This is a genomic window from Gallaecimonas zhanjiangensis (assembly GCF_057624825.1).
Genome location: NZ_CM172603.1, coordinates 3,025,286 through 3,045,791 on the forward strand (window position 1 = coordinate 3,025,286; position 20,506 = coordinate 3,045,791).

At 57.6% G+C, this 20,506-nt stretch carries 19 protein-coding genes and 1 other RNA gene; 12 read left to right on the forward strand and 8 right to left on the reverse strand.

What is annotated here, in order from left to right; all coding sequences use genetic code 11:
• The 3 genes from AC22G1_RS14430 to AC22G1_RS14440 form a co-directional block, all read right to left on the reverse strand.
• Positions 1 to 324: an STAS domain-containing protein gene (locus AC22G1_RS14430; protein ID WP_487313985.1), complete on the reverse strand. Its 324-nt coding sequence runs from the start codon at positions 322 to 324 to the stop codon at positions 1 to 3.
• A gap of 11 nt (positions 325 to 335) precedes the next feature.
• Complete coding sequence (locus AC22G1_RS14435; RefSeq protein WP_487313986.1) at positions 336 to 740, reverse strand: ATP-binding protein; 405 nt, start codon at positions 738 to 740, stop codon at positions 336 to 338.
• A 195-nt stretch (positions 741 to 935) separates the two neighbouring features.
• Positions 936 to 1,376, reverse strand: coding sequence for a c-type cytochrome (locus AC22G1_RS14440; protein WP_487313987.1), 441 nt, complete (start codon positions 1,374 to 1,376; stop codon positions 936 to 938).
• A 136-nt stretch (positions 1,377 to 1,512) separates the two neighbouring features.
• Between AC22G1_RS14440 and ssrA the strand changes: the two genes are divergently transcribed.
• Both ssrA and AC22G1_RS14450 read left to right on the forward strand, forming a co-directional pair.
• Positions 1,513 to 1,872, forward strand: a transfer-messenger RNA (tmRNA) gene (gene ssrA / locus AC22G1_RS14445).
• Positions 1,873 to 2,636: 764 nt separating this feature from the next.
• Complete coding sequence (locus tag AC22G1_RS14450; RefSeq protein ID WP_487313988.1) at positions 2,637 to 4,163, forward strand: Eco57I restriction-modification methylase domain-containing protein; 1,527 nt, start codon at positions 2,637 to 2,639, stop codon at positions 4,161 to 4,163.
• Positions 4,164 to 4,166: 3 nt separating this feature from the next.
• On the opposite strand, the gene AC22G1_RS14455 is transcribed toward AC22G1_RS14450, so the two are convergent.
• On the reverse strand, positions 4,167 to 5,183 hold the full coding sequence (locus AC22G1_RS14455) for a BsuBI/PstI family type II restriction endonuclease (protein ID WP_487313989.1): 1,017 nt from the start codon (positions 5,181 to 5,183) through the stop codon (positions 4,167 to 4,169).
• A gap of 684 nt (positions 5,184 to 5,867) precedes the next feature.
• Here AC22G1_RS14455 and AC22G1_RS14460 point away from each other — a divergent pair.
• The 5 genes from AC22G1_RS14460 to AC22G1_RS14480 all read left to right on the forward strand — a co-directional run bounded on the left by AC22G1_RS14460 (position 5,868) and on the right by AC22G1_RS14480 (position 11,324).
• Entirely contained in the window at positions 5,868 to 6,329 is a 462-nt protein-coding gene (locus AC22G1_RS14460) for a (2Fe-2S)-binding protein (RefSeq protein ID WP_487313990.1), read from the forward strand.
• Positions 6,326 to 8,560, forward strand: coding sequence for a xanthine dehydrogenase family protein molybdopterin-binding subunit (locus tag AC22G1_RS14465; protein ID WP_487313991.1), 2,235 nt, complete (start codon positions 6,326 to 6,328; stop codon positions 8,558 to 8,560). The genes AC22G1_RS14460 and AC22G1_RS14465 overlap by 4 nt, the downstream gene beginning before the upstream one ends.
• A gap of 21 nt (positions 8,561 to 8,581) precedes the next feature.
• On the forward strand, positions 8,582 to 9,895 hold the full coding sequence (locus tag AC22G1_RS14470; RefSeq protein ID WP_487313992.1) for a c-type cytochrome: 1,314 nt from the start codon (positions 8,582 to 8,584) through the stop codon (positions 9,893 to 9,895).
• Positions 9,896 to 10,099: 204 nt separating this feature from the next.
• A complete protein-coding gene (locus tag AC22G1_RS14475) occupies positions 10,100 to 10,681 on the forward strand; it encodes a TetR/AcrR family transcriptional regulator (RefSeq protein ID WP_487313993.1) in 582 nt (193 codons plus the stop codon).
• A gap of 139 nt (positions 10,682 to 10,820) precedes the next feature.
• Positions 10,821 to 11,324 carry a hypothetical protein gene (locus AC22G1_RS14480; protein ID WP_487313994.1) on the forward strand — a complete coding sequence of 168 codons (504 nt, stop codon included), beginning with the start codon at positions 10,821 to 10,823 and terminating at the stop codon, positions 11,322 to 11,324.
• A gap of 57 nt (positions 11,325 to 11,381) precedes the next feature.
• Here AC22G1_RS14480 and AC22G1_RS14485 read toward each other — a convergent pair whose 3' ends face one another.
• Complete coding sequence (locus AC22G1_RS14485; RefSeq protein WP_487313995.1) at positions 11,382 to 12,542, reverse strand: MFS transporter; 1,161 nt, start codon at positions 12,540 to 12,542, stop codon at positions 11,382 to 11,384.
• A gap of 699 nt (positions 12,543 to 13,241) precedes the next feature.
• Here AC22G1_RS14485 and AC22G1_RS14490 point away from each other — a divergent pair.
• Positions 13,242 to 13,787, forward strand: coding sequence for a hypothetical protein (locus AC22G1_RS14490; RefSeq protein ID WP_487313996.1), 546 nt, complete (start codon positions 13,242 to 13,244; stop codon positions 13,785 to 13,787).
• Positions 13,788 to 14,020: 233 nt separating this feature from the next.
• The gene (locus tag AC22G1_RS14495) at positions 14,021 to 15,061 is read left to right on the forward strand and encodes an MsnO8 family LLM class oxidoreductase (RefSeq protein WP_487313997.1); all 1,041 of its coding nucleotides are present in this window, start codon (positions 14,021 to 14,023) and stop codon (positions 15,059 to 15,061) included.
• A 31-nt stretch (positions 15,062 to 15,092) separates the two neighbouring features.
• Here the strand turns inward: AC22G1_RS14495 and AC22G1_RS14500 are convergent, their stop codons facing one another.
• A complete protein-coding gene (locus AC22G1_RS14500) occupies positions 15,093 to 15,983 on the reverse strand; it encodes a LysR family transcriptional regulator (RefSeq protein WP_487313998.1) in 891 nt (296 codons plus the stop codon).
• A gap of 103 nt (positions 15,984 to 16,086) precedes the next feature.
• Between AC22G1_RS14500 and AC22G1_RS14505 the strand changes: the two genes are divergently transcribed.
• The 3 genes from AC22G1_RS14505 (at position 16,087) to AC22G1_RS14515 (ending at position 18,790) form a co-directional block, all read left to right on the forward strand.
• Positions 16,087 to 16,530 (forward strand): (R)-mandelonitrile lyase, encoded by a 444-nt coding sequence (locus tag AC22G1_RS14505; protein ID WP_487313999.1) that lies wholly within the window; start codon positions 16,087 to 16,089, stop codon positions 16,528 to 16,530.
• Positions 16,531 to 16,769: 239 nt separating this feature from the next.
• Positions 16,770 to 17,624 carry a DUF3737 family protein gene (locus AC22G1_RS14510; protein ID WP_487314000.1) on the forward strand — a complete coding sequence of 285 codons (855 nt, stop codon included), beginning with the start codon at positions 16,770 to 16,772 and terminating at the stop codon, positions 17,622 to 17,624.
• An 8-nt stretch (positions 17,625 to 17,632) separates the two neighbouring features.
• A complete protein-coding gene (locus AC22G1_RS14515; RefSeq protein ID WP_487314001.1) occupies positions 17,633 to 18,790 on the forward strand; it encodes a MalY/PatB family protein in 1,158 nt (385 codons plus the stop codon).
• Between the two features lie 49 nt (positions 18,791 to 18,839).
• Here the strand turns inward: AC22G1_RS14515 and AC22G1_RS14520 are convergent, their stop codons facing one another.
• Together AC22G1_RS14520 and AC22G1_RS14525 are read right to left on the reverse strand one after the other, a co-directional pair.
• On the reverse strand, positions 18,840 to 19,277 hold the full coding sequence (locus AC22G1_RS14520; protein ID WP_487314002.1) for a cyclophilin-like fold protein: 438 nt from the start codon (positions 19,275 to 19,277) through the stop codon (positions 18,840 to 18,842).
• A complete protein-coding gene (locus AC22G1_RS14525; RefSeq protein WP_487314003.1) occupies positions 19,270 to 20,466 on the reverse strand; it encodes an MFS transporter in 1,197 nt (398 codons plus the stop codon). The genes AC22G1_RS14520 and AC22G1_RS14525 overlap by 8 nt, the downstream gene beginning before the upstream one ends.
• Positions 20,467 to 20,506: the final 40 nt, after the last annotated feature.

A 20,506-nucleotide genomic window follows, 5' to 3' on the forward strand; every position in this document is an offset into this window, starting at 1 on the left:
TTATTCCTGTAGCGCGTCCAGGGAGCTTACCAGCGAAAATACCGAGTCCAGGCGGGTCAGTTGCAGCACCTGCAACGGCGCGCCGCTGGCACCACTGATATGGAATTCAAGTTTGCGGGTTTTGGAGAGGTTAAAAGTCTCGACCAGGGTGGCCATGCCGGAGCTGTCGATATAGTCGAGGGCGGAAAAATCCACCACCAGGTTAGCCTGTTTGTCTATCTGGTCGAACAACGCCTTTTTGACCTCACGGGAGTTGTGCAGGTCCACTTCACCGGTCAACTTGACCACCTTAAAGCGCCCAAAGTCGGACAGGGTAATTTGCATAAGCTTGCGCCTTAGAGTTTTAACTTGAGTTCCAGCCAGTTGCCTTTGCCGGGGTGGGGTAGCAACGCGACACTGTCCATGACGTGATGGATAAGATGCAGCCCCAAGCCACCAGGTTTAAGCGGTTCTGCATCCTTGGGACGCAGGCACTGCTCGGATATGGGGGGGCAGTCGTCCTTTATCAAGAAAACGCCGTAGCCGTTTTCTTCCTTAAAGGAGACTTCGATATGGAATTTGTCGGAAAAAGAACAGGTGTGACGGATGACATTGGCGCAGGCTTCGTCGATGGCCAGCACCACTTCATTGCTACGCGCTTGGGTCAAACCGAAGGCCTGGCAGGCCTCTTTGACCGTTTTGCGAATGGTGTAGAGCTCTGAAGTACAAGACTTGCAGCTGATCCCCGCCATGTTTTGCATTGATGCCACCGTTACTTAGAAGGAAAACACCGACCTGCTCTGTCTCCTTAATCTTATCGACCTCAACGTTAGCGAAATGTACTGATAAAGCCAACGATGATATAGCGCATCCAGTCTAAAGATTTATTACGCCAACGCTACCTTTTGCCCTCAACATGGCAGTAAAGCTGCCCCAAAGGGCAGCTTTTCGGTCACTTAGCGATTCTTGAATTCAGAATGGCAAGCCTTACAGTTCTTTGCCGTCGCCATAAAGGCCGGCTTAATGGTACTCAAGTCACCACTTTGAGCCGCCTCGGCCAGATTAGTTGCATCGTTCTGAAAATGGGCGAGCTTGGCCTTGAACTCGCCAGGCTTTTGCCACACCGCCTCTTTGGCCTTGGTGTCGCCCTTGTCAGAACCTGGGTACAAAAAACCCTCCAGCGGCATCTTTGACAGCGCCGCCAGGCTCTCGGCCCGGTACTGAAACTCCTTGGCATCAAAGGGCTTCTCACCTTTGACCATGGCGCCCATTTCACCGAACTGGGCCGCTACCAAGGTAAACACCGACTGGCGGTAGTGAATGGCCTCGTCCTTATCGTCAAAAGCCTGGGCCAAGGGGGCAACCAGCACCAGGGTTGCCAAAACCAGCTTCTTCATATTCTCTCTCCATGCACGACTTGCTGTTTAAGTTATAACCAACTCAATGCCTTACGGTACCACAACTGCTCAAGATCACAGCGAACGACCCTTGGATGCAAGGCCCCCGCTCTGATATAATCGCCGTTCACCACTTGGGGCCGATCAGGATTCGACGGGGATCGCGAAACCCAAGGTGCATGCCGAGGTGCGGTTGGCCTCGTAAAAAAACCGCAAACTAATAGTCGCAAACGACGAAAACTACGCACTCGCTGCCTAATAAGCAGTAGAGAGCCCTTCCCCCTTAGCCCGCCTGTCGGCTTTGGATCAGGAAGGTCAAACCAGACAGGATCGCGTGGCGGCTTCGCCTGGAGCCAAGACGTTAAAACCAATCAGGCTCGCTACCTGACAGCCTGTCGACCGGCGTTCTACGTAGTTAACTAAAAGATCGACTAAGCATGTAGTACCGAGGATGTAGGGTTCACGGACGGGGGTTCAAATCCCCCCGGCTCCACCAAACAAAGAAAAAGGCCACCGCAAGGTGGCCTTTTTCTTTGTTTGAAGGTGCTGGTGGTGTGAATGAACGCCACCGGGTTCACCAATCGGCAGGACAGCCGATTGGCACAGCGCTTAGCGCTGCCCAGAGGGCGAGCACCAGGGATGGTGCGAGTGAAATCCCCCCGGCTTGGCCTCCGCAAGGAGGCCTGTTTGTTCGCGGTAGCTTGGAGGGATTTACGACCCCCGTAGGGGGTTCACAAAATGGCAGGATAGCCATTTTGGAGCGCCGCAGGCGACCCCAAAGGGGCGAGGGCCAAGGATGGCCCGAGTCACCAGTTTGTCCGGAACAAACTGGAACAGCCGCAGGCTGGCCCCGAGCGTAGCGAGCGGGTGAGGCGCAAGGATGCGCCGAATAAATCCCCCCGTTTCAGGAAGGTGTTGGTGGTGTGAATGAACGCCACCGGGTTCACCAATCGGCAGGACAGCCGATTGGCACAGCGCGTAGCGCTGCCCGTAGGGCGAGCGCCAAGGATGGTGCGAGTTGACCCCCTAGTTAGCATTATCGATTTGCTATTGCGTGAGGCAATCAGAATGCATTGAGATAGGGGGAAACCCCTATCGATCTTTTCATGTTTAGTGCCGTAAATTGCTACCCAAAGTAGGTCGTGGAATTAGCGACCTCTAAAAGACACTTTCAGTAGCCCTTGCAAACCCAAGACGCGATAATCACTCAAACTCAAGCAAAGAAAAACATTTGCTAACAATGTAATGGTGAGAAATTTTATGAAGTTACAAGATGCGGAGCCTTTGGCTGTTCTAGCTCTGGATAGAGCGGATGCAGCGCGCCGCAAGGTCTCACCAACACTTGATCCCAAGCAGCGTAGCAAGCTAGGTCAATTTATGACGCCTGCCTCGGTGGCTACTTTTATGGCAGGTATGTTCGACCAACTCCCCAAGCAAATACGACTACTCGATGCCGGAGCAGGGGTCGGCTCTCTGACTGCTGCCTTTGTCCGCGAAGTCTGCAACCGGGAGTCCCGCCCGCAATCACTCGACGTGACCACCTTTGAGGTTGATTCCGTGCTTGGGCAATACCTCGCTGAGACATTGGCCTCTTGTGAGGAAGAATGTGCAGACGCTGGAATTCAATTCACTTACAGAGTAGTTGCTGAGGATTACATTCTTAACGCGTCAGAAGCCCTGCTATCTGAGCACTCCGTACCGGAGCAGTATGACTGTGCAATCCTCAATCCCCCCTACGCCAAAATAAACAGCAACTCCAAAACCCGAAAGGCGCTGAGGAATTTGGGGATCGAAACGTCAAACTTATATACCGCGTTCGTAGCGGTCGCCCTCGACCAGTTGAAACCGAAAGGCCAGCTTGTTGCTATTACACCTCGTAGCTTCTGCAATGGCTCCTACTTCGAGCCCTTCCGGCGCTTCATGCTTAAGCGCTCCGCTTTGCGCAAGATCCATGTGTATGAGTCGCGTAAGCAAGCGTTCAAAGATGATGAAGTCCTACAAGAGAACATTATTTATCAGCTTACTAAGTCACAGCTACAACCGCAGACGGTGCGCCTATCCCTGAGTCATAGTCCTCAGGATATCGAAGCGACTGGCCGGGATGTGCCGTTCACGGATGTTGTTTTGCCGAATGACCCGCATGTGTATATCCGGCTGGCGGTATCTGAACAGGATAGCGAGCTGGCCGAACGGGTCCGCACCTTACCGTGTATGCTCCGTGACTTGGGCGTCACTGTATCGACTGGGCGCGTGGTGGACTTCCGAGCAAGGGACTACCTGAGAATGGACCCCGAAAGAGATACGGTGCCACTGATCTATCCTTGCCACTTCAACGGCGGTTATGTCGCATGGCCTAAGCCCGGAGCGAAGAAGCCCAACGCACTGGTTTCGAATAGGGAAACCGCGTCACTTATGGTTCCGCGCGGCACCTATGTACTGACAAAACGGTTTACCTCGAAGGAGGAGAAGCGCCGCATTGTCGCGGTGGTTTATTCTCCGGAGCGAATCGACGCGGAGCTTGTGGGGTTTGAGAATCACCTCAACTACTTCCACATGAGTGGTGCCGGGCTCCCGGGCGACCTCGCGCGCGGGCTCGCCTTGTTTCTGAACTCAACAGCGGTTGACCAGTATTTCCGCCAGTTCAGCGGCCACACCCAAGTCAACGCAACCGACCTCCGTAACCTCCACTATCCGACAGTGGAGCAGCTTGAGAAGGCGGGGCGTCACTTTGGTGAAGCGCTCCCGCCGCAAGAGCAGATTGATGAAATTGTCGAGGCCCTGCTGTAGGACCTACTCGAAGGAATCGACCCGGAAGTGTTTAGCTGGGTCCGCCTGAATCCAAACGTAGCTACCTACCGCGAGGTTGCCGTGGGCTCCTTGTCGGGCTGCGGTCTCTTTCCATGTGCGATAGGTTGTTGTGAAATCAACGCCAGCTTTCCCGCAACGCCCCGCCATCGTAGTGAGTTGATTGACCTTGTGCAGGTCTACCTCTCCATCACTGGTAACGGCCTCAATTACCCACAATCGGTCAGTCTCCGGGTTCCATAGGAGCAGGTCCGGCATAGCGTCACCAAGCTGTAAATCAATCCCAGCCCGCTCAAGTGCCGCCCGGTCCTCTGCCGTTATCCGATCGCCGTCCCCGTCATCGACATAGATCACCTCATAGCCCGGAAGGAACCGGGTCGCATAGTGGTCTGCGCTCGCACGGATCAAGTCACTGTGACCAGAGTCAACCAACTGACGAGAAGTCTCAGCCATAGCAGCTTGAAACTCGCGCCTCTGTCTTGCAGCATCCTGACTCGCCCAAGCGGTAAGCATGTCGGGCCATTGATCGTCCGGGGCTTGGAGTATTGCTTTAAAGTCCTCCGCGAGCCGATAGGAGGAGTTGGGAGACTTCGCCTTGACGTGGCCGTGGATGAATTCTTCCCCATGTAAAAGTATCGGCTCAATTCCGCCCAGCTCTCGAAGGGGTTTGATCCAGTAGTCCCGGCCCTCGCGATCCAACTTACCGTTACCGCGCTGAAGGATGCCGATATGGCAGGCAAGGTGCGCCGTGGTCGCACCGTCGCTGAACTTTGTACCTTGAGGAGCTTTCGAGAACCAGCTGTTTGTCTCGTTGTCGAGAAGTGCAAAGACACCATCTACAAGATCAACATTGTTGCCAAGATCGAGTCGAGCGAGAACTTGCCTAATTTTGTCTTTTGTTACGCCTTGGTACGCGGAAGGAATTGGAAAGCCAGTTTCGTCAATTCGCTGCGTTCGTAGTATCGCAATTCTTTCGTGTAGAACCATTAAGTACTTGTCCATCCTGGAAAAAATAAGGCTGTCCGCATGATATGCTACGATGCAAAACGAGTCTATACCCCTTAGTTTCCTGCTGTTTTCGTGACTGTGGAAACGTTTTATTTCTTAGACTGCCTAAGAGGAGATTCAAAACTGATGGGTTCCACCCCGTTATGGTACTTGGCACACTCAACTTCGAAATTATAAAAGGCCAGTTCGAGAGGGCAGGGCTCATCTGGTCGCTGAGGTGCAGCAATAGGCCTGAAATTCGTGCTCATCGTTTCATCCTTGAAATCTTTGCTTATACTGATAAAAAAGCCTTTATAAAAAGGCTTTTTTAACGATTACCGCCCTGCCCTACCTATAAAAACCGCGTATTCCCTCGCTTAAATGTTTTTAACCCATAAAAACTGAGAGCAGTAAAAAACAATAAGATTTAAAATTAAGTCAACGAAGCACGATTTATTGAATACCTCTTCGCTCTATAAAATCAAAGCAACCAAACAGCGAGCGGGCTTTATTTACCACTCCCCCTAAAACGCCCCCAGTAATGAGAGTTTTTATTATTTACCCGCGCTGTTAATGCTTTGGCAACAGTGTTTATAGGGTGATTGGCCTGCTTGGCGCTACCTCTGGCGGGGGCGACTCTCTATCTTATCCAGTAAACCGGCTTCTTTTTCAGTCACTCATCTTATTGGTAGCGCACCTATGATCAGCTTTTCTGTAAACGGTAATACCGTTGATTTTAATGGCGACCCACAAATGCCACTGCTGTGGTTTTTGCGGGATGAAATTAACCTCACCGGCACCAAGTTTGGTTGTGGCATGGCGCTGTGTGGCGCTTGCACCGTGCATGTAGACGGCAAGCCCATTCGCGCTTGCATGACGCCGGTGGCCTTTGTGGCGCAAAAAAGCGTTACCACCATCGAAGCGGCCGACAAGGACCGCATTGGCCAGGTGCTGCAAGCGGTGTGGATTGATAAGCAGGTGCCCCAGTGCGGCTATTGCCAGTCTGGGCAGCTGATGTCTGCCATTGCGCTACTGAAAACCAACCCCAACCCTACCGATGCCGATATCGACGCGGCCATGAGCGGCAATATCTGCCGATGCGCCACCTACCCTCGTATTCGCGCCGCCATCCATAAAGCCGCACAGGAACTGACATCATGAGCACTGAGCAAAAGTCGCCGGCGCTGCTGGAGGCGGCGGTATCGCGCCGTCAGTTTCTGGCCGGTTTTGGCGCGCTGACCCTGGCAGTGAGCTTTAGCGGCCCCATGGCCATTGCCTCGGAGCTTGGCGACAAGAGCGCGCTGACCTTCAAGCCCAATGCCTTTATCCGGGTGGATAAAGACGGCATGGTGACCGTTATCTCAAGCTACCTGGAGATGGGCCAAGGCACCTTTACCGGCCTTGCCACCCTGGCAGCCGAGGAGCTGGACATCAACCCAAGCCAGCTGCGGGTAGAAGCCGCTCCGGCCGACGTAAAGCTTTACATGAACCCGATTTTGGCCAGCTGGGGCGACAAGGTTCAGGGTACCGGTGGCAGCACCGCCATGGCTGGCGCCTGGCAACAAATGCGCACCGCAGCCGCCACGGCGCGCCAGATGCTGCTTGAAGCCGCCGCTCAAACCTGGGGCGTGCCAGCCTCCACCCTTAGCGTTAAAGACGGCGTGATAAGCCAGGCTGGCTCTGGCAAAAGCGCCGGTTATAGCGACTTTGTGGCCAAGGCCAGCACCCTGCCCTTACCAGCGGCTAGCGCCGTCAAACTCAAAGACAGCGCCGCCTTTACCAAGATTGGCGTGCGCGGCGCCATGCCGCGGGTGGACATTCCCGCCAAAGTAAACGGCAGCGCCATTTACACCCAAGACATCCAACTGCCCGGCATGTTGGTGGCGGTTATTGCCCACCCACCAAGGCTGTTTGCCAAGGCGCTCAAGGTCGATGCCAGCAAGGCCAAGGCCGTTCCCGGCGTGGTAGCGGTGCTGGAAATACCGGGCGATAGCACCATCCAAGGCGGGGTGGCAGTGCTGGCTAAAAACACCTGGGTTGCCAAAAAGGGGCGCGACGCCCTTGAGATAACCTGGGACCCAAACACTGGTCTTAACTGGGATTCAGACACCCTGTTCACCCGCTACCGGGAGCTTGGCGCCACCAAAGGCACCACCGTTATCAACCGGGGCCAGCAGCCCGAGGCGGTGCCCGAGGGCGGCCAGGAGCTCAAAGCGGTGTTTGAGCTGCCCTATCTTGCCCATGCCCCCATGGAGCCTATGAATACCGTGGTCCAGATAACCGAGGGCCACTGCCAAATATGGAACGGCGAGCAATGGCAAACCGGCAACCAAGCCAGTGTTGCCAAAGAGCTGGGGCTGACCCCAGGGGATGTGGAGATCACCCAGCTTTATGCTGGGGGCAGCTTTGGCCGCCGGGGCAACCTTCATTCCGATTACGTGCTGGAAGCGGCCCGCATCACCAAGGTGGCCTACGCCCAGAACATCAAAGTGCCAATCAAGATGGTGTGGATGCGCGAAGACGACATGCGCGGCGTGGGTTACCGGCCAATGACAGTGCATGACACCCGCCTGGTGCTCGATAAAGCCGGCAATATCAGCGCTTGGCGCTGGCGCATTGTTGGCCAGAGTTTTTCAAACAAACCCACCACCGAAGTCGACGAGTTGCTGATTGAAGGCTCGGCCGACATGCCCTATGCCATTGCCAACCTGCAAGTAGAGCAGCACATTCCCGATTTTGTGGGCATTCCTACCAGTTGGCTGCGGGCCGTGGGCCACACCCACACCGGGGTGGTTGAAGAATTGCTGGTAAGCCAGGCAGCGGCCATGGCCGGTAAAGACCCTTACCAATACCGCCGGGCCATGCTCAAAGACAAACCGCGCTATTTGGCGGTGCTTGACCGGGTTGCCAAAGACGCCGGCTGGGATATGCCGCTGCCAGGCGGCAACAACGGCCAGCAGCGAGCGCGCGGCATCGCCATCCACCAGGCGTTTGGCACCATTGTCGCCCAGGTGGCCGAGGTGAGCGTTGCCACCGACGGCAGCTACAGCGTCGATAAAGTCTATTGCGTGGTGGACTGCGGCCATGCCATCAACCCCAGCATTATCGAGGCCCAGGCACAGGGCTCGGTGGCCTTTGGGCTGTCGTTTTTGCGCCAGGAGATCACCCTTGCCAAGGGGCAGGTCGTGCAAGGCAACTTCAACACCTACCCGGTGCTGCGCATCAACGCCATGCCGCAAACCCAGGTGTCGATTATCGACTCCAGCCTGGCCCCCACCGGCATGGGCGAACCGGCGGTGCCCCCCATAGTACCGGCGGTGTTGGACGCTCTGGCCAGCATCACCAAACAGTACCCAACCCGCTTGCCCGTGGGCGATTACGTTACGCGTTAACCAAACGCAGTGGAGAAACGCATGTCTTGGAAGAAACTGCTGGGTGTTGCCGTAGCGGTAGCGGTTGTGGCGGCCGGCGCTCTGTTGGCCTATGGCCGCTTTGCCCCCCGAGGGCCAGACCCAGTGCCCCCTGTTGCCGGGGTGCCAGCGGATTTGAACGGCGCCATGAGCCACGGCGAGTATCTGGCCAAAGCCGCCGATTGCGTGGCCTGCCATACCGCCGAGAACGGCGGTACGCCCTATGTGGGCGGCCGCGCCTTTAAACTGCCCTTTGGCACAATTTTTTCGACCAACCTCACACCAGATAAGGAAACCGGCATTGGTAGCTGGAGCGACGACGCCTTTGTGGCCGCCGTGCGTGAAGGAGTTGGCCCCCATGGCCTGCTGTACCCGGCCATGCCTTACACCTCTTATGTGCAAATGAGCCGCGCCGATGTGCTGGATATCAAGCACTACCTGATGAGCCTCAAACCGGTGCATAAGGCGCCGCCGGCCAATACCTTGTCGTTCCCCTTTAACCAGCGCTGGACCATGGCCTTTTGGAACGCGGTGTTCCTTGATGCCAAGCGTTATCAGCCCGATGCGGCCAAAGGTGAAGAGTGGAACCGGGGCGCTTATCTAGCCGGCGCCCTTGGCCACTGCGGCGAGTGCCACACGCCACGCAGTATCGGCTTTGCCACCAAGTCTCATGACTACCTGGCTGGCGCCGACCTCGAAGGCTGGAAGGCGTACAACACCACCTCCGATGACGCCTACGGCCTTGGCGACTGGAGCAACGCCCAACTGGCCGAGTTTTTGTCCCGTGGCCATGCGCCGGGGCGAAGCTCTGCCGCCGGCCCCATGGCCGAGGTGGTAGAACATAGCCTTCAGTACCTCACTCAAAGCGATATTCATGCCCTGGTGGCGTATCTTCGCAGCGTGTCGCCGCGCACCAGCGAGGGCAGCGGCAAGGTCAATATCGACCCTGCCACCCTCAAAGGCGCCAATGCAGTGCTGCCAGCCAATGCCGCCTTACAGGCCGACGCCAGGGGCAAAATGTTGTTTGAGGGCGATTGCGCCGGTTGCCACCAGTGGGACGGCGCCGGGCGCCAGACACAGTACGCTTCCCTTAAAGGCAGCCATGCGGTGAATGACCCACAAGGCCACGCCTTGGTGCAGGTGATCCTCAACGGCACCCAGCTCAACGTTGGCGGCGCGACCCAGTTTATGCCCGGCTTTGGTGCGATTTACTCTGACCAGGATATCGCCGCCATCTCCAACTACATGCTGCATCACTTTGGCGATCAGCAAGGTCAGGTAACGGCCCAGCAGGTAAAAGCGGCTCGCCAGCAATAACCTGCCTTCATAAAAGCGCCCCGGTACCCAGTGCCGGGGCGTTTTTGTTTATCCGCACCGAGCGCTCTTAGCGAAACAGCGCCAGCCCGCAAAACGTATCTTGGTTGTTTTTACACCAGCCCATTGACAGTCAACCTACCAACTAGTAGATTCACACCTCAAGAGATACCAGCCGGTTAACGGCCCCAGGCAGAGGTAGTGGCGATGAGCACAGCACTTTCCCCCAAAGCGGCAGAGATTGCCCAGCACGCCCGTACCCTGCTGGAGGCTGGCGGTTACAACAGCTTTAGCTATGCCGACATCTCGGCGCGAGTAAACATCAGCAAGGCCAGCATCCATCATCACTTCCCCAGCAAAGCAGAGCTGGTGCGGGTGGTGGTTGCCCGCTACCGCGAAGAAGCGCGGGCCGGTATGGCGGCGCTAGACACGCAGCTTGCCGACCCTTTAGCCGAGCTCAAGGCGTATTTGGGGTATTGGGTAAATTGCATTGAAGGCCAAGTCTCGTCCTTTTGTCTTTGCGCCATGCTGGGCACCGAGCTGCCGGCCCTGCCCGATGACATCGCCCTTGAGATCCGTGGCCACTTCAGCGATCTGGCCGCCTGGCTGGCAAGCTTGATGGAAAAAGGCAGCCAAAGCGGGCAGCTTCGCTTAACCCAGGCCCCAGCACTGGAGGCCGAGGTGTTTATGGCCACGGTGCACGGCGCCATGATGTCGGCCAGGGTTTGCCAAGATACAAAGGCGTTTCAAAGCATTACTACCTTGTTGATAGAGAAGTTGGTGGCCTGATCGGGTGCCAACACAAGGGTCCCTTGGGCCCCTTTTTTTGGCACCGTCAACCTACCAACTAGTAGACAGAGTTTGATACACAACACCTACCGGCCCCTTTGGCGCCGCAGGTTAACCCTTAACCAAAGAGGTCTATCCCATGGCACACCCCATTTCACCCTTAGGCGTTGTTCACACCCTGGTTAGCCTGGTCCCCATTGTGGCGGGGATCTACAGCTTCGTGCGCTATCGCAAGATAGACACCAGCCAAACCCCCGGTAAGGTTTACTGGGTCAGTATGGTGCTGGCCGTGTTGACCTCGTTCGGCGTCTCCAGCACTGGGGGCCTCAATGCCGGGCATATCTTTGGGGTATTTATTCTGTTCATCATGTTCGGGGCCATGCTGGCGACTCGCCTGCGCTTTTTAGGCAGGCTGCGCCCCTACCTCTATACCTTTGGGCTGTCTTTTAGCTTTTTCCTGTCTTTAGTGCCGGGCACCAATGAGACCCTGACCCGGCTGCCGGTAGCGCACCCCTTGGCCAGCGCTCCCATGGCGCCGGTGGTGCTAAATACCCTGCTTATATTGCTGGCGCTCTTTGTGGTGGGTTTTGTGGTGCAGTGCCGGTTGATTTACCTGCAAAACCGCAACGCCAAGCTCGCCTGAGCGGCAACAAAAAAGCGGCACAGGCCATAGAGCCTGTGCCGCTTTTTTTAAAGAGTTTTAGCGCCTATTGGTCAGTTGCAGCACCGTTGCCACCAGCACAAAGCCGATGCCAGTAAGGCTAAGCCCAACCCAGCCCATGGCGCCCACCATGATGCTGCCCACGGCAGTGCCGCTGGCACCACCCAGGAAGTAGCAGACCATATAGAGGGTATTTAACCTGCTACGGGCATTTTCAGACAGCGAATAGATGTTGTGCTGGTTGCTGACCATGCCAGAGCGGTTGCCAATATCCACCAGCGCCATGGCAATCAGCAGCACCACAATGCTGGCCGGCACCAAGCCAATAAGGACAAAGGCCAGCAGCACCAGCATGGCGCCAAAGAGGGTAACAGCCTTGGCGTGCCAACGGTCAACGGCCCGGCCGATATAGGGCGACGCCAGCAGGCCGGCAATGCCCACCAGGCCAAAGGAGCCGATTTGGGTGACCGACAAGCTCAAGGGCGGCTCGCTGACCAACTCGGCCAGCGTTCCCCACAGGCTTGAGAAAGCAGCAAAAAAGCAAAAACCGGTTAGGCTGGCCCGGCGCAGCACAGGCTCGGTGCGAATGAGTGTCCAAAGAGACAAAAACAAGGCCCCTATGGGCTGCTTTTGAGTCACTTTATGGGCCGGCACTCGGCCGCGCACGATAAACAGCAACACCAGGTTAAGCACGGCGGCCACTACAAACATGGTGCGCCAGCCCCAAATATCCCCCACCGCGCCGCTCAACGTTCTGGCAAACAGCAAACCGGCAGAAAGGCCGCTCAGCAACGTGCCTATTACCGCGCCTCGGCTGGCCGGATCGGTCACGGCAGTTGCCGCCGGGATAATGATTTGCGCCGACACCGCCGTCAGCCCCAGCAGCGCGCTGGCCAGCAACAACCAGGCAAAGGACGGCGCCGCCGCGACCACCAGGGCGCTGGCGCCGTTGGCTAGCGCCAGGAAGGTCAGCAACTTGCGGCGATCAAACAGATCCCCCAGCGGCACAAACATCAGCAGGCCCAAGGCGTAGCCCATCTGGGTAACGGTGGCTATCTGGCCAGAGTGCTCGGCGTTGCGGCCAAAGCTCTCTCCCATCAGTGCCAGCAACGGCTGGTTGTAATAGATGTTGGCCACCGCCATTGCACAGGCCATGGCCAGTAAAAAGAGCGTTGACCGAGGTAAACTGGCCTGTTGCATAGGGACTCCTGAGCGGATAAGAAAAAACGCCACCAAGGCGTGTATTCTCTGTTAACGAAAAAGGACGCGGCCTGCGCCCTTAAAAGCGCCGCATGGCCTCAAATACAGCAATAAAACGAAAAGGCGACAATACGGCGAAAAATAAAAAACCATTTGCCCTTTTACCCTGGCGACTCGTTTTCATAATGTAAAAAAAGCCCCAATAGCGAGCGCTTTATTCCCAAAACAAAAACAACATTGAAACACCTTGGCGCTTTACCTTCCCTTTGGCAAAATAAAAACGGAATACAGCGCTGGGATTGGTCAAAATTTAACAAAAAAGGCGCACTGCTCTCTATTATACCGGCGTATAGATTGACACCCAGCCCCACTATTGCCATGGTGGTTATTGACTACCTGCCACCAGCCCATTCTATTTACCACCTTCTTTGGCTTTATCACCGGATTCATTTCACCACCCAATTACCCAAGCGGTGCTAAATCCCCCTCAAAAAACGGCGAAGATGAACAGGCCTTTAATGCCATGCGCGGCTGTTTTTCTAAGCGTATACCAAAGTGTATCACGCTGATTTCACAGTATAATTGCTGGTCAAATCCCAGCTGAGTAGTGTTGAAAGCGAAGGGTTAAGGCAGACGATATCTCGCCCCCTTCATGGCAGAGAAATGATGCCATTATCACTTTCAGTTGAGGATTTAAAAATGAAAGTTCTTGAAGATAAAATCCTGTCGCAATCTGCATTTTCCTTCGACATCAATGTCCCTCTTGAGCAAGTCGACATTGCCGACTGGTTATTCAACCTGCCCGAAGCAGAATATCAACGCTGCTGCGCACCGGACCACATTTCAGCTGGCACCACCAGTACTGACGATGGCCGCCGTATGTCCATCAACGTTGAGCAAATTGGCACCGGCCTGGTTATCCAGCACTATGTCGCCGAAGAGGCAACGCCAGCTTATTGCAAAATGAACTCCATCTCCGATGTATTCACCAAAGCCGGTCGTACCCAGGTCAATGTGATTTGGGAGCTCATCGCTGAAGCGGTGGACGAGAAAACCACCCGTTACACCAACCGTGTGGTTTCCCACCCCACCGACGCCTTTATGGCCTTTATTGCCGAAAACGGCCAAACCTTTGAGCAGGCCGCGGCGGCTCGTCAGGACGCCAGTGGCGACCACAACCAGCGTGAAACCCCGCTGTTTGCCCAAAGCATTGCCCGCTGGGCAGAGAAAAAGCAAAAAGGCTGAGTTTTGTGGCCGTTAAGGCCCGCTATTACCTTTCACCCCGGCCGGTTGAAACCGCCCCCAGGTGAAAGCCGGTTCGCAAGGCCTTATAAGTGAAACCGCTTCACTTTTAAGGCCTTGGATACCGCGAAGCTCCCCCAATATCTGTTCACCTGCGGTACCACGCCCCCAACCCTTATTGCCGCAGGTGCCTCAATGGCGCTTGGCATTGCCTGGCGCCCCAAGGAGTGAGCGCCATGAGCAACAAACTGACACTGTCGATTTTGGACATCGGGCCTATTCGCTCGAACCAGTCGGCAAGCGACTGCTTCAACTCCATGCTGGAGCTGGCCAAACTGGGCGAACGCCTTGGTTATCATCGCTATTGGCTGGCCGAGCACCATAACGTTAACGCCGTGGCAGCCAGCCATACCGCCAGCTTTGCCCCGGTTATTGGCGCTGCCACCAGCCGTATTCGCATTGGCGGCTGCATCCTGCTGGCCCACTACCCGCCGCTGTTGGTGGCCGAGCAAATGGGCCTGGTAGAAGCCTGCTTTCCCGGCCGGGTTGACCTTGGCATTGGCCGCTCAACCGGCGCCGACTGGACAACCAGCTCAGCGCTGCGAGGCGGCGCGCCAATGAAGACCAGCGAAGGGATGATCAACGATCTGCTCAATTTGCTGGCCTTTATCCGCCCCGAGGGCACGGACATAGGCAAAGGCGAAGACGCTTTGACCGTCCAGGCGGTGCCCAATGCCACCAGTTCCCCGGCGCCCTGGATACTGGGCACCTCTTCGTATTCTGCGCAGATGACAGCAGAGCTTGGCCTGCCCTACGCCTTTGGCTATCACATCCGCGCCGAGGGCGCCAAAGAGGCCATTGCTCTATACAAGGCGCGCTTTAAACCCAGCATCTGGCTGACCGAGCCCAAGGCCCTGGTGTCGGCCATTGTGGTGGTGGGTGACACCGACCAGGAAGCCGAGCGCCTGGCCCGCTCGCAGCTTTACTTTATGTCGGCCTTTCGCTCCGGCGAGCCGGTAGAGCCGCAGCTGCTGGCCGAAGAGGCCGACAGGGTGGAGTTTCCGCCCCGCTACCGGGGGCTGGTGGAGATGTTTCTGCGCTCGTGGATAATCGGCTCGCCAGATAACGCCGCGCGCCAAATTGCCAGCCTCGCCGAAGAGCTTGGGGTCAGTGAAATGATGATAAACCCGGTTACTGCCGCTTATGCCTCGCAGCCAGCCAATCGCGCGCCCAACCGCGAATTTACCCTAAGGGCTCTGGCCGAACGGCTGCTGTGAGCCCAGACAAAGGCAGTGCCCACTGCCTTTGTCACCTTAGTTTGAGCGCCTCCACCACCACTTTAAAGGCCGCGGTCTGCTGGCGCCGGCTGGGGTAGTAGAGATGGTAGCCGTCGAAGGGCTCGCACCAGTCGGCCAGCACCTCCACCAGCGTCCCGGCCGCAAGGTGCGGCTCCACCAGGCCATTGGGCAGTTGCGCCAAGCCGATACCAGCCAGGCAAGCATCAAGAATTTGCAGGGAGCTGTTCATGATAAGGGGCCCGCTCACCCGCACTCGCGATTCCCGCCCTTTTTTTGAAAACTCCCAGGCATAAAGGCCGCCGTGGGTGGGCAGACGCAGGTTAATGCAGCGGTGCGCCGTCAGCGACTCGGGGGTTTGTGGGGTGCCGGCTTCGGCCAGGTAGGCCGGCGCCGCTACCGTCATCAGCCGCATTCTTGGCGCGATGGGCACCGCCACCATGTCGGCGGCTATCATGCCCCCTACTCTAACTCCGGCATCAAAACGCTCGGCGGCGATGTCGGTAAGGCCATAGTCGGTGATGAGCTCGATGGTGAGCTCAGGGTAGCTGGCCAAAAGCGGCGCCAGTTTGGGCCACAGCACATGGCGGCTGGCAAATTCATCGGCGGTAATGCGCACGGTGCCGGCCGGGTTGTCGCGCAGCTCGGCAAGGCTTGCCAGGTGACCGTCGATTTCTTCTAGCAGCGGCGCCACGTTTTGCAGCAGCCGCTCTCCGGCTTCGGTGCGGGTGACACTGCGGGTGGTGCGGGTCAATAGCCGCACCCCAAGGCGCTCTTCGAGGGTTCGCAAGGTCTGGCTCACCGCCGAGGGCGACACCCCCAGATGGGCGGCGGCGCGGGTAAAGTTGCCCTCACGGGCAACGGCCACAAATACCTTGAGTTCATCCAGGTTTGGCAACGGCATTGTGAAGTACCTCTTAAAACAGGGTTCTTAATTAGCCATATTATCAGCGCAATCTGGCACTGTTATCTTTTCATCACCCCACCCAAGGCAACTGGAGCCGGTGATGAGCAATACCGATAACAAAGACCTAGACATGCTGGTGCACCGCGCCGGTGCCACTCCGGCCATCAAAGGCCCGGCCGACTGGTTTACCGGCAATGTGCGCATTGACCGCATCTTCAATGCCCCCGCCCCGTCTCGCATTGGCCTGGCGGTGGTGAACTTCGAGCCCGGCGCCCGCACCAACTGGCACTCCCATCCCCTCGGCCAGACCCTGCTGGTAACCGACGGTGTGGGCTGGACCCAGTGCGAAGGCGGCCCGAAAACCGAAATTCGCCCTGGCGACCTCATCTGGTGCAACTGTGGCCGCCGCCACTGGCACGGCGCCACCGACACCACCGCGATGCAACACGTGGCCGTGCAAGAGGCCCAAGACGGCAGCCCGGTTACCTGGTTTGAGCCGGTGTCCGATGAAGACTACCTGGCAGGCCCGGTCAAAAAAGACTGAGCACGCCTTTTACATAGCCGGCCCCAGGGCCGGCTTTTTTATGCCCATCATTGCGACACCCCGCTTTTATGACGCCAAGTCATAGGTCCATGCCAATCCAGCCTATTTATTGAGTTCAGGCCGGGGCGTTTAATGGGCCATCGGCTAGCCGAGCCTCAGCCCATCAGGCCGATACCGCATCACGAGGCCGGTCCCTTGCCACCCGGCCAGCCATTTTTGACCAGCCAAGAGCCGTATCCATGCATCTCATCAAAAACACCTTTTTCGAAGGCGAGCGCGCCTGCTTTGCCGCCAACCATACCCGCTTTGAGAACGTCAAGTTCTACCCGGGCGAGTCTGCCATCAAGCACAGTCACCATGTCGAGGCTTACCGCTGCCAGTTCATGGGCAAATACCCCTTCTGGCACAACCATGACGTGGTGATCGACGACTGCCTGTTCACCGTCTACGGCCGCACCGCCATCTGGTACAGCCAGAACGTGCGCATCAGCAACTGCCAGGTAGATGCCCCCAAGATGTTCCGGGAAGTAGACAACCTGGTGGCCGAAAACCTCAAGATGCCCAACGCCGAAGAAACCGGCTGGAACTGCCGTGATGTGGTGCTGCGCAACATCGAAGCCGCCAACGGCGACTACTTCTTTATGAATGGCCGCAATATCGAGGTGGAAAACCTGCGCCTGCAAGGCAACTACAGCTTCCAGGACGCCAAGAACGTGGTGGTGCGCAACTCTCACCTCAATTCCAAAGACGCCTTCTGGGGCAGCGAGAACGTCACCGTTTACGACTCGGTGATCGACGGCGAATACTTAGGCTGGCACTCAAAGAACCTGCGCCTGGTTAACTGCACCCTGCGCGGCACCCAGGCCCTTTGCTACTGCACCAACCTGGTGCTGGAAAACTGCATCATGGAAGAGACCGACCTGGCCTTTGAGTACAGCACCCTCACTGCCGACGTAAAAGGCCATATCGACAGCGTGAAAAACCCCCAGGGCGGGCGCATCAACGCCGGCTCCATTGGGGAGATCATCCTCGATGCCCATTGCGTTAACCCTGGTGCATGCCTTATCACCGCAGAGAATACCGCCAGCGCCTAAGGACACTCATGGATTTTGATTTCGACACCCCGGTTGTCCGCCGCGGCAGCCACAGCGTGAAATGGGACAGCGCCCAAGACCCCGACGTGCTGCCCATGTGGGTGGCCGACATGGACTTTCGCACCGCCCCGGCGGTCATCGACGCGCTAACCCAGCGCGCCCAGCACGGCCTCTTTGGGTATGCCAAGGTCCCTGACAGTTACTTTGCGGCGGTAACCGGCTGGTTCGCCCGCCGCCACGGCTTTGCATTTGACCGCGAGGCGCTGATTTTCACCACCGGCGTGGTGCCGGCGCTGTCGGCCATTATCCAGGCGCTCTGCCAGCCAGGGGACGGGGTCATAGTGCAAACCCCGGCCTACAACTGCTTTTTCTCGTCCATCCGTAACAGCCAGTGCCGGCAAATCGACAGCCCGCTGCGCCTGGAAAACGGCGACTACCGCATGGATTTTGCCGACCTTGAGCAAAAGGCGGCAGACCCGCGCAATACCCTGCTGCTGCTGTGTAACCCCCACAACCCGGTGGGCCGGGTGTGGAGCAAGGAAGAGCTGACCCGCCTGGGGGAGATTTGTCTGGCCAACAACGTGACCGTGGTATCTGACGAAATTCACTGCGACCTCACCCAGCCGGGCTTTACCCATACCCCCTTTGGCAGCATCAGCGACGCTTTCTTGCAAGGCTCGGTGACCTGCTCATCCCCCAGCAAGCCCTTTAATATGGCCGGCTTGCATGTGGCCAATATCCTGGCCTGCGACCCGCAAAAGCGCCGCCTGATTGATAAGCAAATCAATATCAACGAGGTATGCGAGATAAGCCCGTTCGCGGTGGCGGCCCTGACGGCGGCCTACAACGAGGGCGAAGCCTGGCTCGACGCCCTGCGCCAGTACCTGGCTGATAACTACGCCTTGGTAACCGCCTTTGTGGCCGAGCACCTGCCGCAAATCAAGGTCTGCCGGCTGGAGGCCACCTACCTGGTGTGGCTTGACTGCCAGGCCTTTGGCCAACCCAGCCAGACCCTCGCCGACACCCTGATGGCGCATCAGCTGTGGCTAAGCGCCGGCACCCTTTACGGCGAGGCCGGTGAAGGCTTTTTACGGATGAACATCGCCACCAACAGAGCCCGGGTGCAAGAGGGCCTAAACCGCCTCAAAGCCGCCCTGGCTCCCTAAAAAAAGGCCGCAATAGCGGCCTTTTTTATTGCGTCGGTTACCTGCGGTTTTACTGCTCGGCCTGGCGGATGGTCACCGCCAACGGGCCGGATTTTCGCAGCAGTTCGAGGCTGCCCTCGATGCTGCCCAATTTGACCAGCCCGGAGGCGCGGCCAAAGTCCTTGTGGAAAATGGCCAGGTTGCCCCAGGGGGCGTAGTAGGTGATGTCGCCAGCTTTGGCGGCGGTGCCGGACGGCTCGCCCTGGGTAGAGAGGCGCTTGGGAAGGTCGGCCACTTTTTCGATGGCGGCGTAGTCGGTCAAAGTCAGGCTAAGCGGCAGCAGGCTGTAAAAATCCTTGGCAGCGCTGCTTTGGCTATTAAGGGTGGCGCTCAGGGTCTGGCCCTGAATATCAATACGGATGCGCATGGCAGGCTCCTGGGGTTCTGAGGCAGAGGCAAAGGCGCTGGCACAAAGCAGCAGCGAACTTAGGGTAAAACGGTTAAACATGACGTTGTTCCTTAACTGCAGGGCGCTCCCTGGCGGCGGCCAATACGCACAGGCAACCCACCAGCGCCAAAACCCCATAGCCGCAGGCCACCTGCAGCAGGCTAAAGCGCTCCGACATTTGCCCAGCGATCAAGGTAGGCACGGCGGCGCCGGTATAGGAGGTGGCGTAAATCACCGACAACACATTGGCCCGCTGGGCGGGGGCAAGCCCGGCCACCATGGTTTGGATACTGGCGGCAAGCACTGCCCCCTGGGCGGTACCGGCCAGCACGCTGGCCAGCAAAAAGGTCGCCAGCAAACCGGCCTTTAGCGACAGCAGCAGCCCGAATAACGCCACTGTAAAAACCACCATGCCCAGGCGCTGCACCGGTACCGGCCGAAAACGCCCGGCAATGGATGCACCAATGACACTTGGCGCCATCACCGAGGCAAACACCAAGGCGGCAGCCACGGCGCTAGTGGAATGGAGCTGCTCACGGGCCATGGCCGGGCCAAAGGCCTGGAAGAAACCGCCAAGGGCCCAGGTCGAGACAAAAACACAGGCCGCCACCGGAAAGGCTTTTTTGGCCGCCGGCGGCAGGGCAAAGTGAGGTTTGAGCGCCCCCAGCAGGCCCGGTTGAAGCGCCATGGTTTCGCGGCCACGGGCCAGCAGCAACATGCACAGCACCAGCAACACCAGTACCACCAAAAATGGCAACTGGCGCGCCATGGGGCCGTATTCCACCAGCACGCCTGAGCCGATACCACCGATAGTCAGGCCAGTCATGGGCCCGCAGCTGATCACGGCTGGCGCCACCCATTCGGGCACGCTTTGGGAGGCGTCCACTATCCAGGCTGCCAGTGCTGTGGAAGCCAGGCCACAGGCCAGCCCTTGCAGCAGCCTTCCTATCAGCAGCGGCGCAACCTGATGCAGGTGCAAAAAGAACAGGCAAGCCAGGGCCGCCAGCAGCACCGCCAGTATCGACACCGGCCGGCGGCCAAGGTGGGTTGAGAGGCGGCCAAAGATCAGCAGCGCCGACACCGCCCCGACAAAATACACCACCGAGCTTAGGGACAAATCCACGTAGCTCAGGCCATCCTGGGCGCGGTACAGGCCATAAAGGGGAATGGGGGTTGCCGATGCAACAAAGGTGGCCACCAGCGATAACGCGGCGCCGATAAAGGTGAGGCTATCGCCGTTACTGCGCACCAAATGCACTCCTGAAAAAAGATGGCGCCCCAAGGGGCGC

Excerpts from the sequence above, each read along its gene's own strand:
- AC22G1_RS14490 (WP_487313996.1), top strand. The coding sequence starts at position 13,242 with ATGAAAGTTCTTGAAGATAAAATCCTGTCGCAATCTGCATTTTCCTTC.
- AC22G1_RS14485 (WP_487313995.1), bottom strand. The coding sequence starts at position 12,542 with ATGCAACAGGCCAGTTTACCTCGGTCAACGCTCTTTTTACTGGCCATG.
- AC22G1_RS14440 (WP_487313987.1), bottom strand. The coding sequence starts at position 1,376 with ATGAAGAAGCTGGTTTTGGCAACCCTGGTGCTGGTTGCCCCCTTGGCC.
- AC22G1_RS14460 (WP_487313990.1), top strand. The coding sequence starts at position 5,868 with ATGATCAGCTTTTCTGTAAACGGTAATACCGTTGATTTTAATGGCGAC.
- AC22G1_RS14450 (WP_487313988.1), top strand. The coding sequence starts at position 2,637 with ATGAAGTTACAAGATGCGGAGCCTTTGGCTGTTCTAGCTCTGGATAGA.
- AC22G1_RS14510 (WP_487314000.1), top strand. The coding sequence starts at position 16,770 with ATGCATCTCATCAAAAACACCTTTTTCGAAGGCGAGCGCGCCTGCTTT.
- AC22G1_RS14455 (WP_487313989.1), bottom strand. The coding sequence starts at position 5,183 with ATGGACAAGTACTTAATGGTTCTACACGAAAGAATTGCGATACTACGA.
- AC22G1_RS14495 (WP_487313997.1), top strand. The coding sequence starts at position 14,021 with ATGAGCAACAAACTGACACTGTCGATTTTGGACATCGGGCCTATTCGC.
- AC22G1_RS14515 (WP_487314001.1), top strand. The coding sequence starts at position 17,633 with ATGGATTTTGATTTCGACACCCCGGTTGTCCGCCGCGGCAGCCACAGC.
- AC22G1_RS14475 (WP_487313993.1), top strand. The coding sequence starts at position 10,100 with ATGAGCACAGCACTTTCCCCCAAAGCGGCAGAGATTGCCCAGCACGCC.
- AC22G1_RS14520 (WP_487314002.1), bottom strand. The coding sequence starts at position 19,277 with ATGTTTAACCGTTTTACCCTAAGTTCGCTGCTGCTTTGTGCCAGCGCC.
- AC22G1_RS14505 (WP_487313999.1), top strand. The coding sequence starts at position 16,087 with ATGAGCAATACCGATAACAAAGACCTAGACATGCTGGTGCACCGCGCC.
- AC22G1_RS14465 (WP_487313991.1), top strand. The coding sequence starts at position 6,326 with ATGAGCACTGAGCAAAAGTCGCCGGCGCTGCTGGAGGCGGCGGTATCG.
- AC22G1_RS14500 (WP_487313998.1), bottom strand. The coding sequence starts at position 15,983 with ATGCCGTTGCCAAACCTGGATGAACTCAAGGTATTTGTGGCCGTTGCC.
- AC22G1_RS14430 (WP_487313985.1), bottom strand. The coding sequence starts at position 324 with ATGCAAATTACCCTGTCCGACTTTGGGCGCTTTAAGGTGGTCAAGTTG.
- AC22G1_RS14435 (WP_487313986.1), bottom strand. The coding sequence starts at position 740 with ATGCAAAACATGGCGGGGATCAGCTGCAAGTCTTGTACTTCAGAGCTC.
- AC22G1_RS14470 (WP_487313992.1), top strand. The coding sequence starts at position 8,582 with ATGTCTTGGAAGAAACTGCTGGGTGTTGCCGTAGCGGTAGCGGTTGTG.
- AC22G1_RS14480 (WP_487313994.1), top strand. The coding sequence starts at position 10,821 with ATGGCACACCCCATTTCACCCTTAGGCGTTGTTCACACCCTGGTTAGC.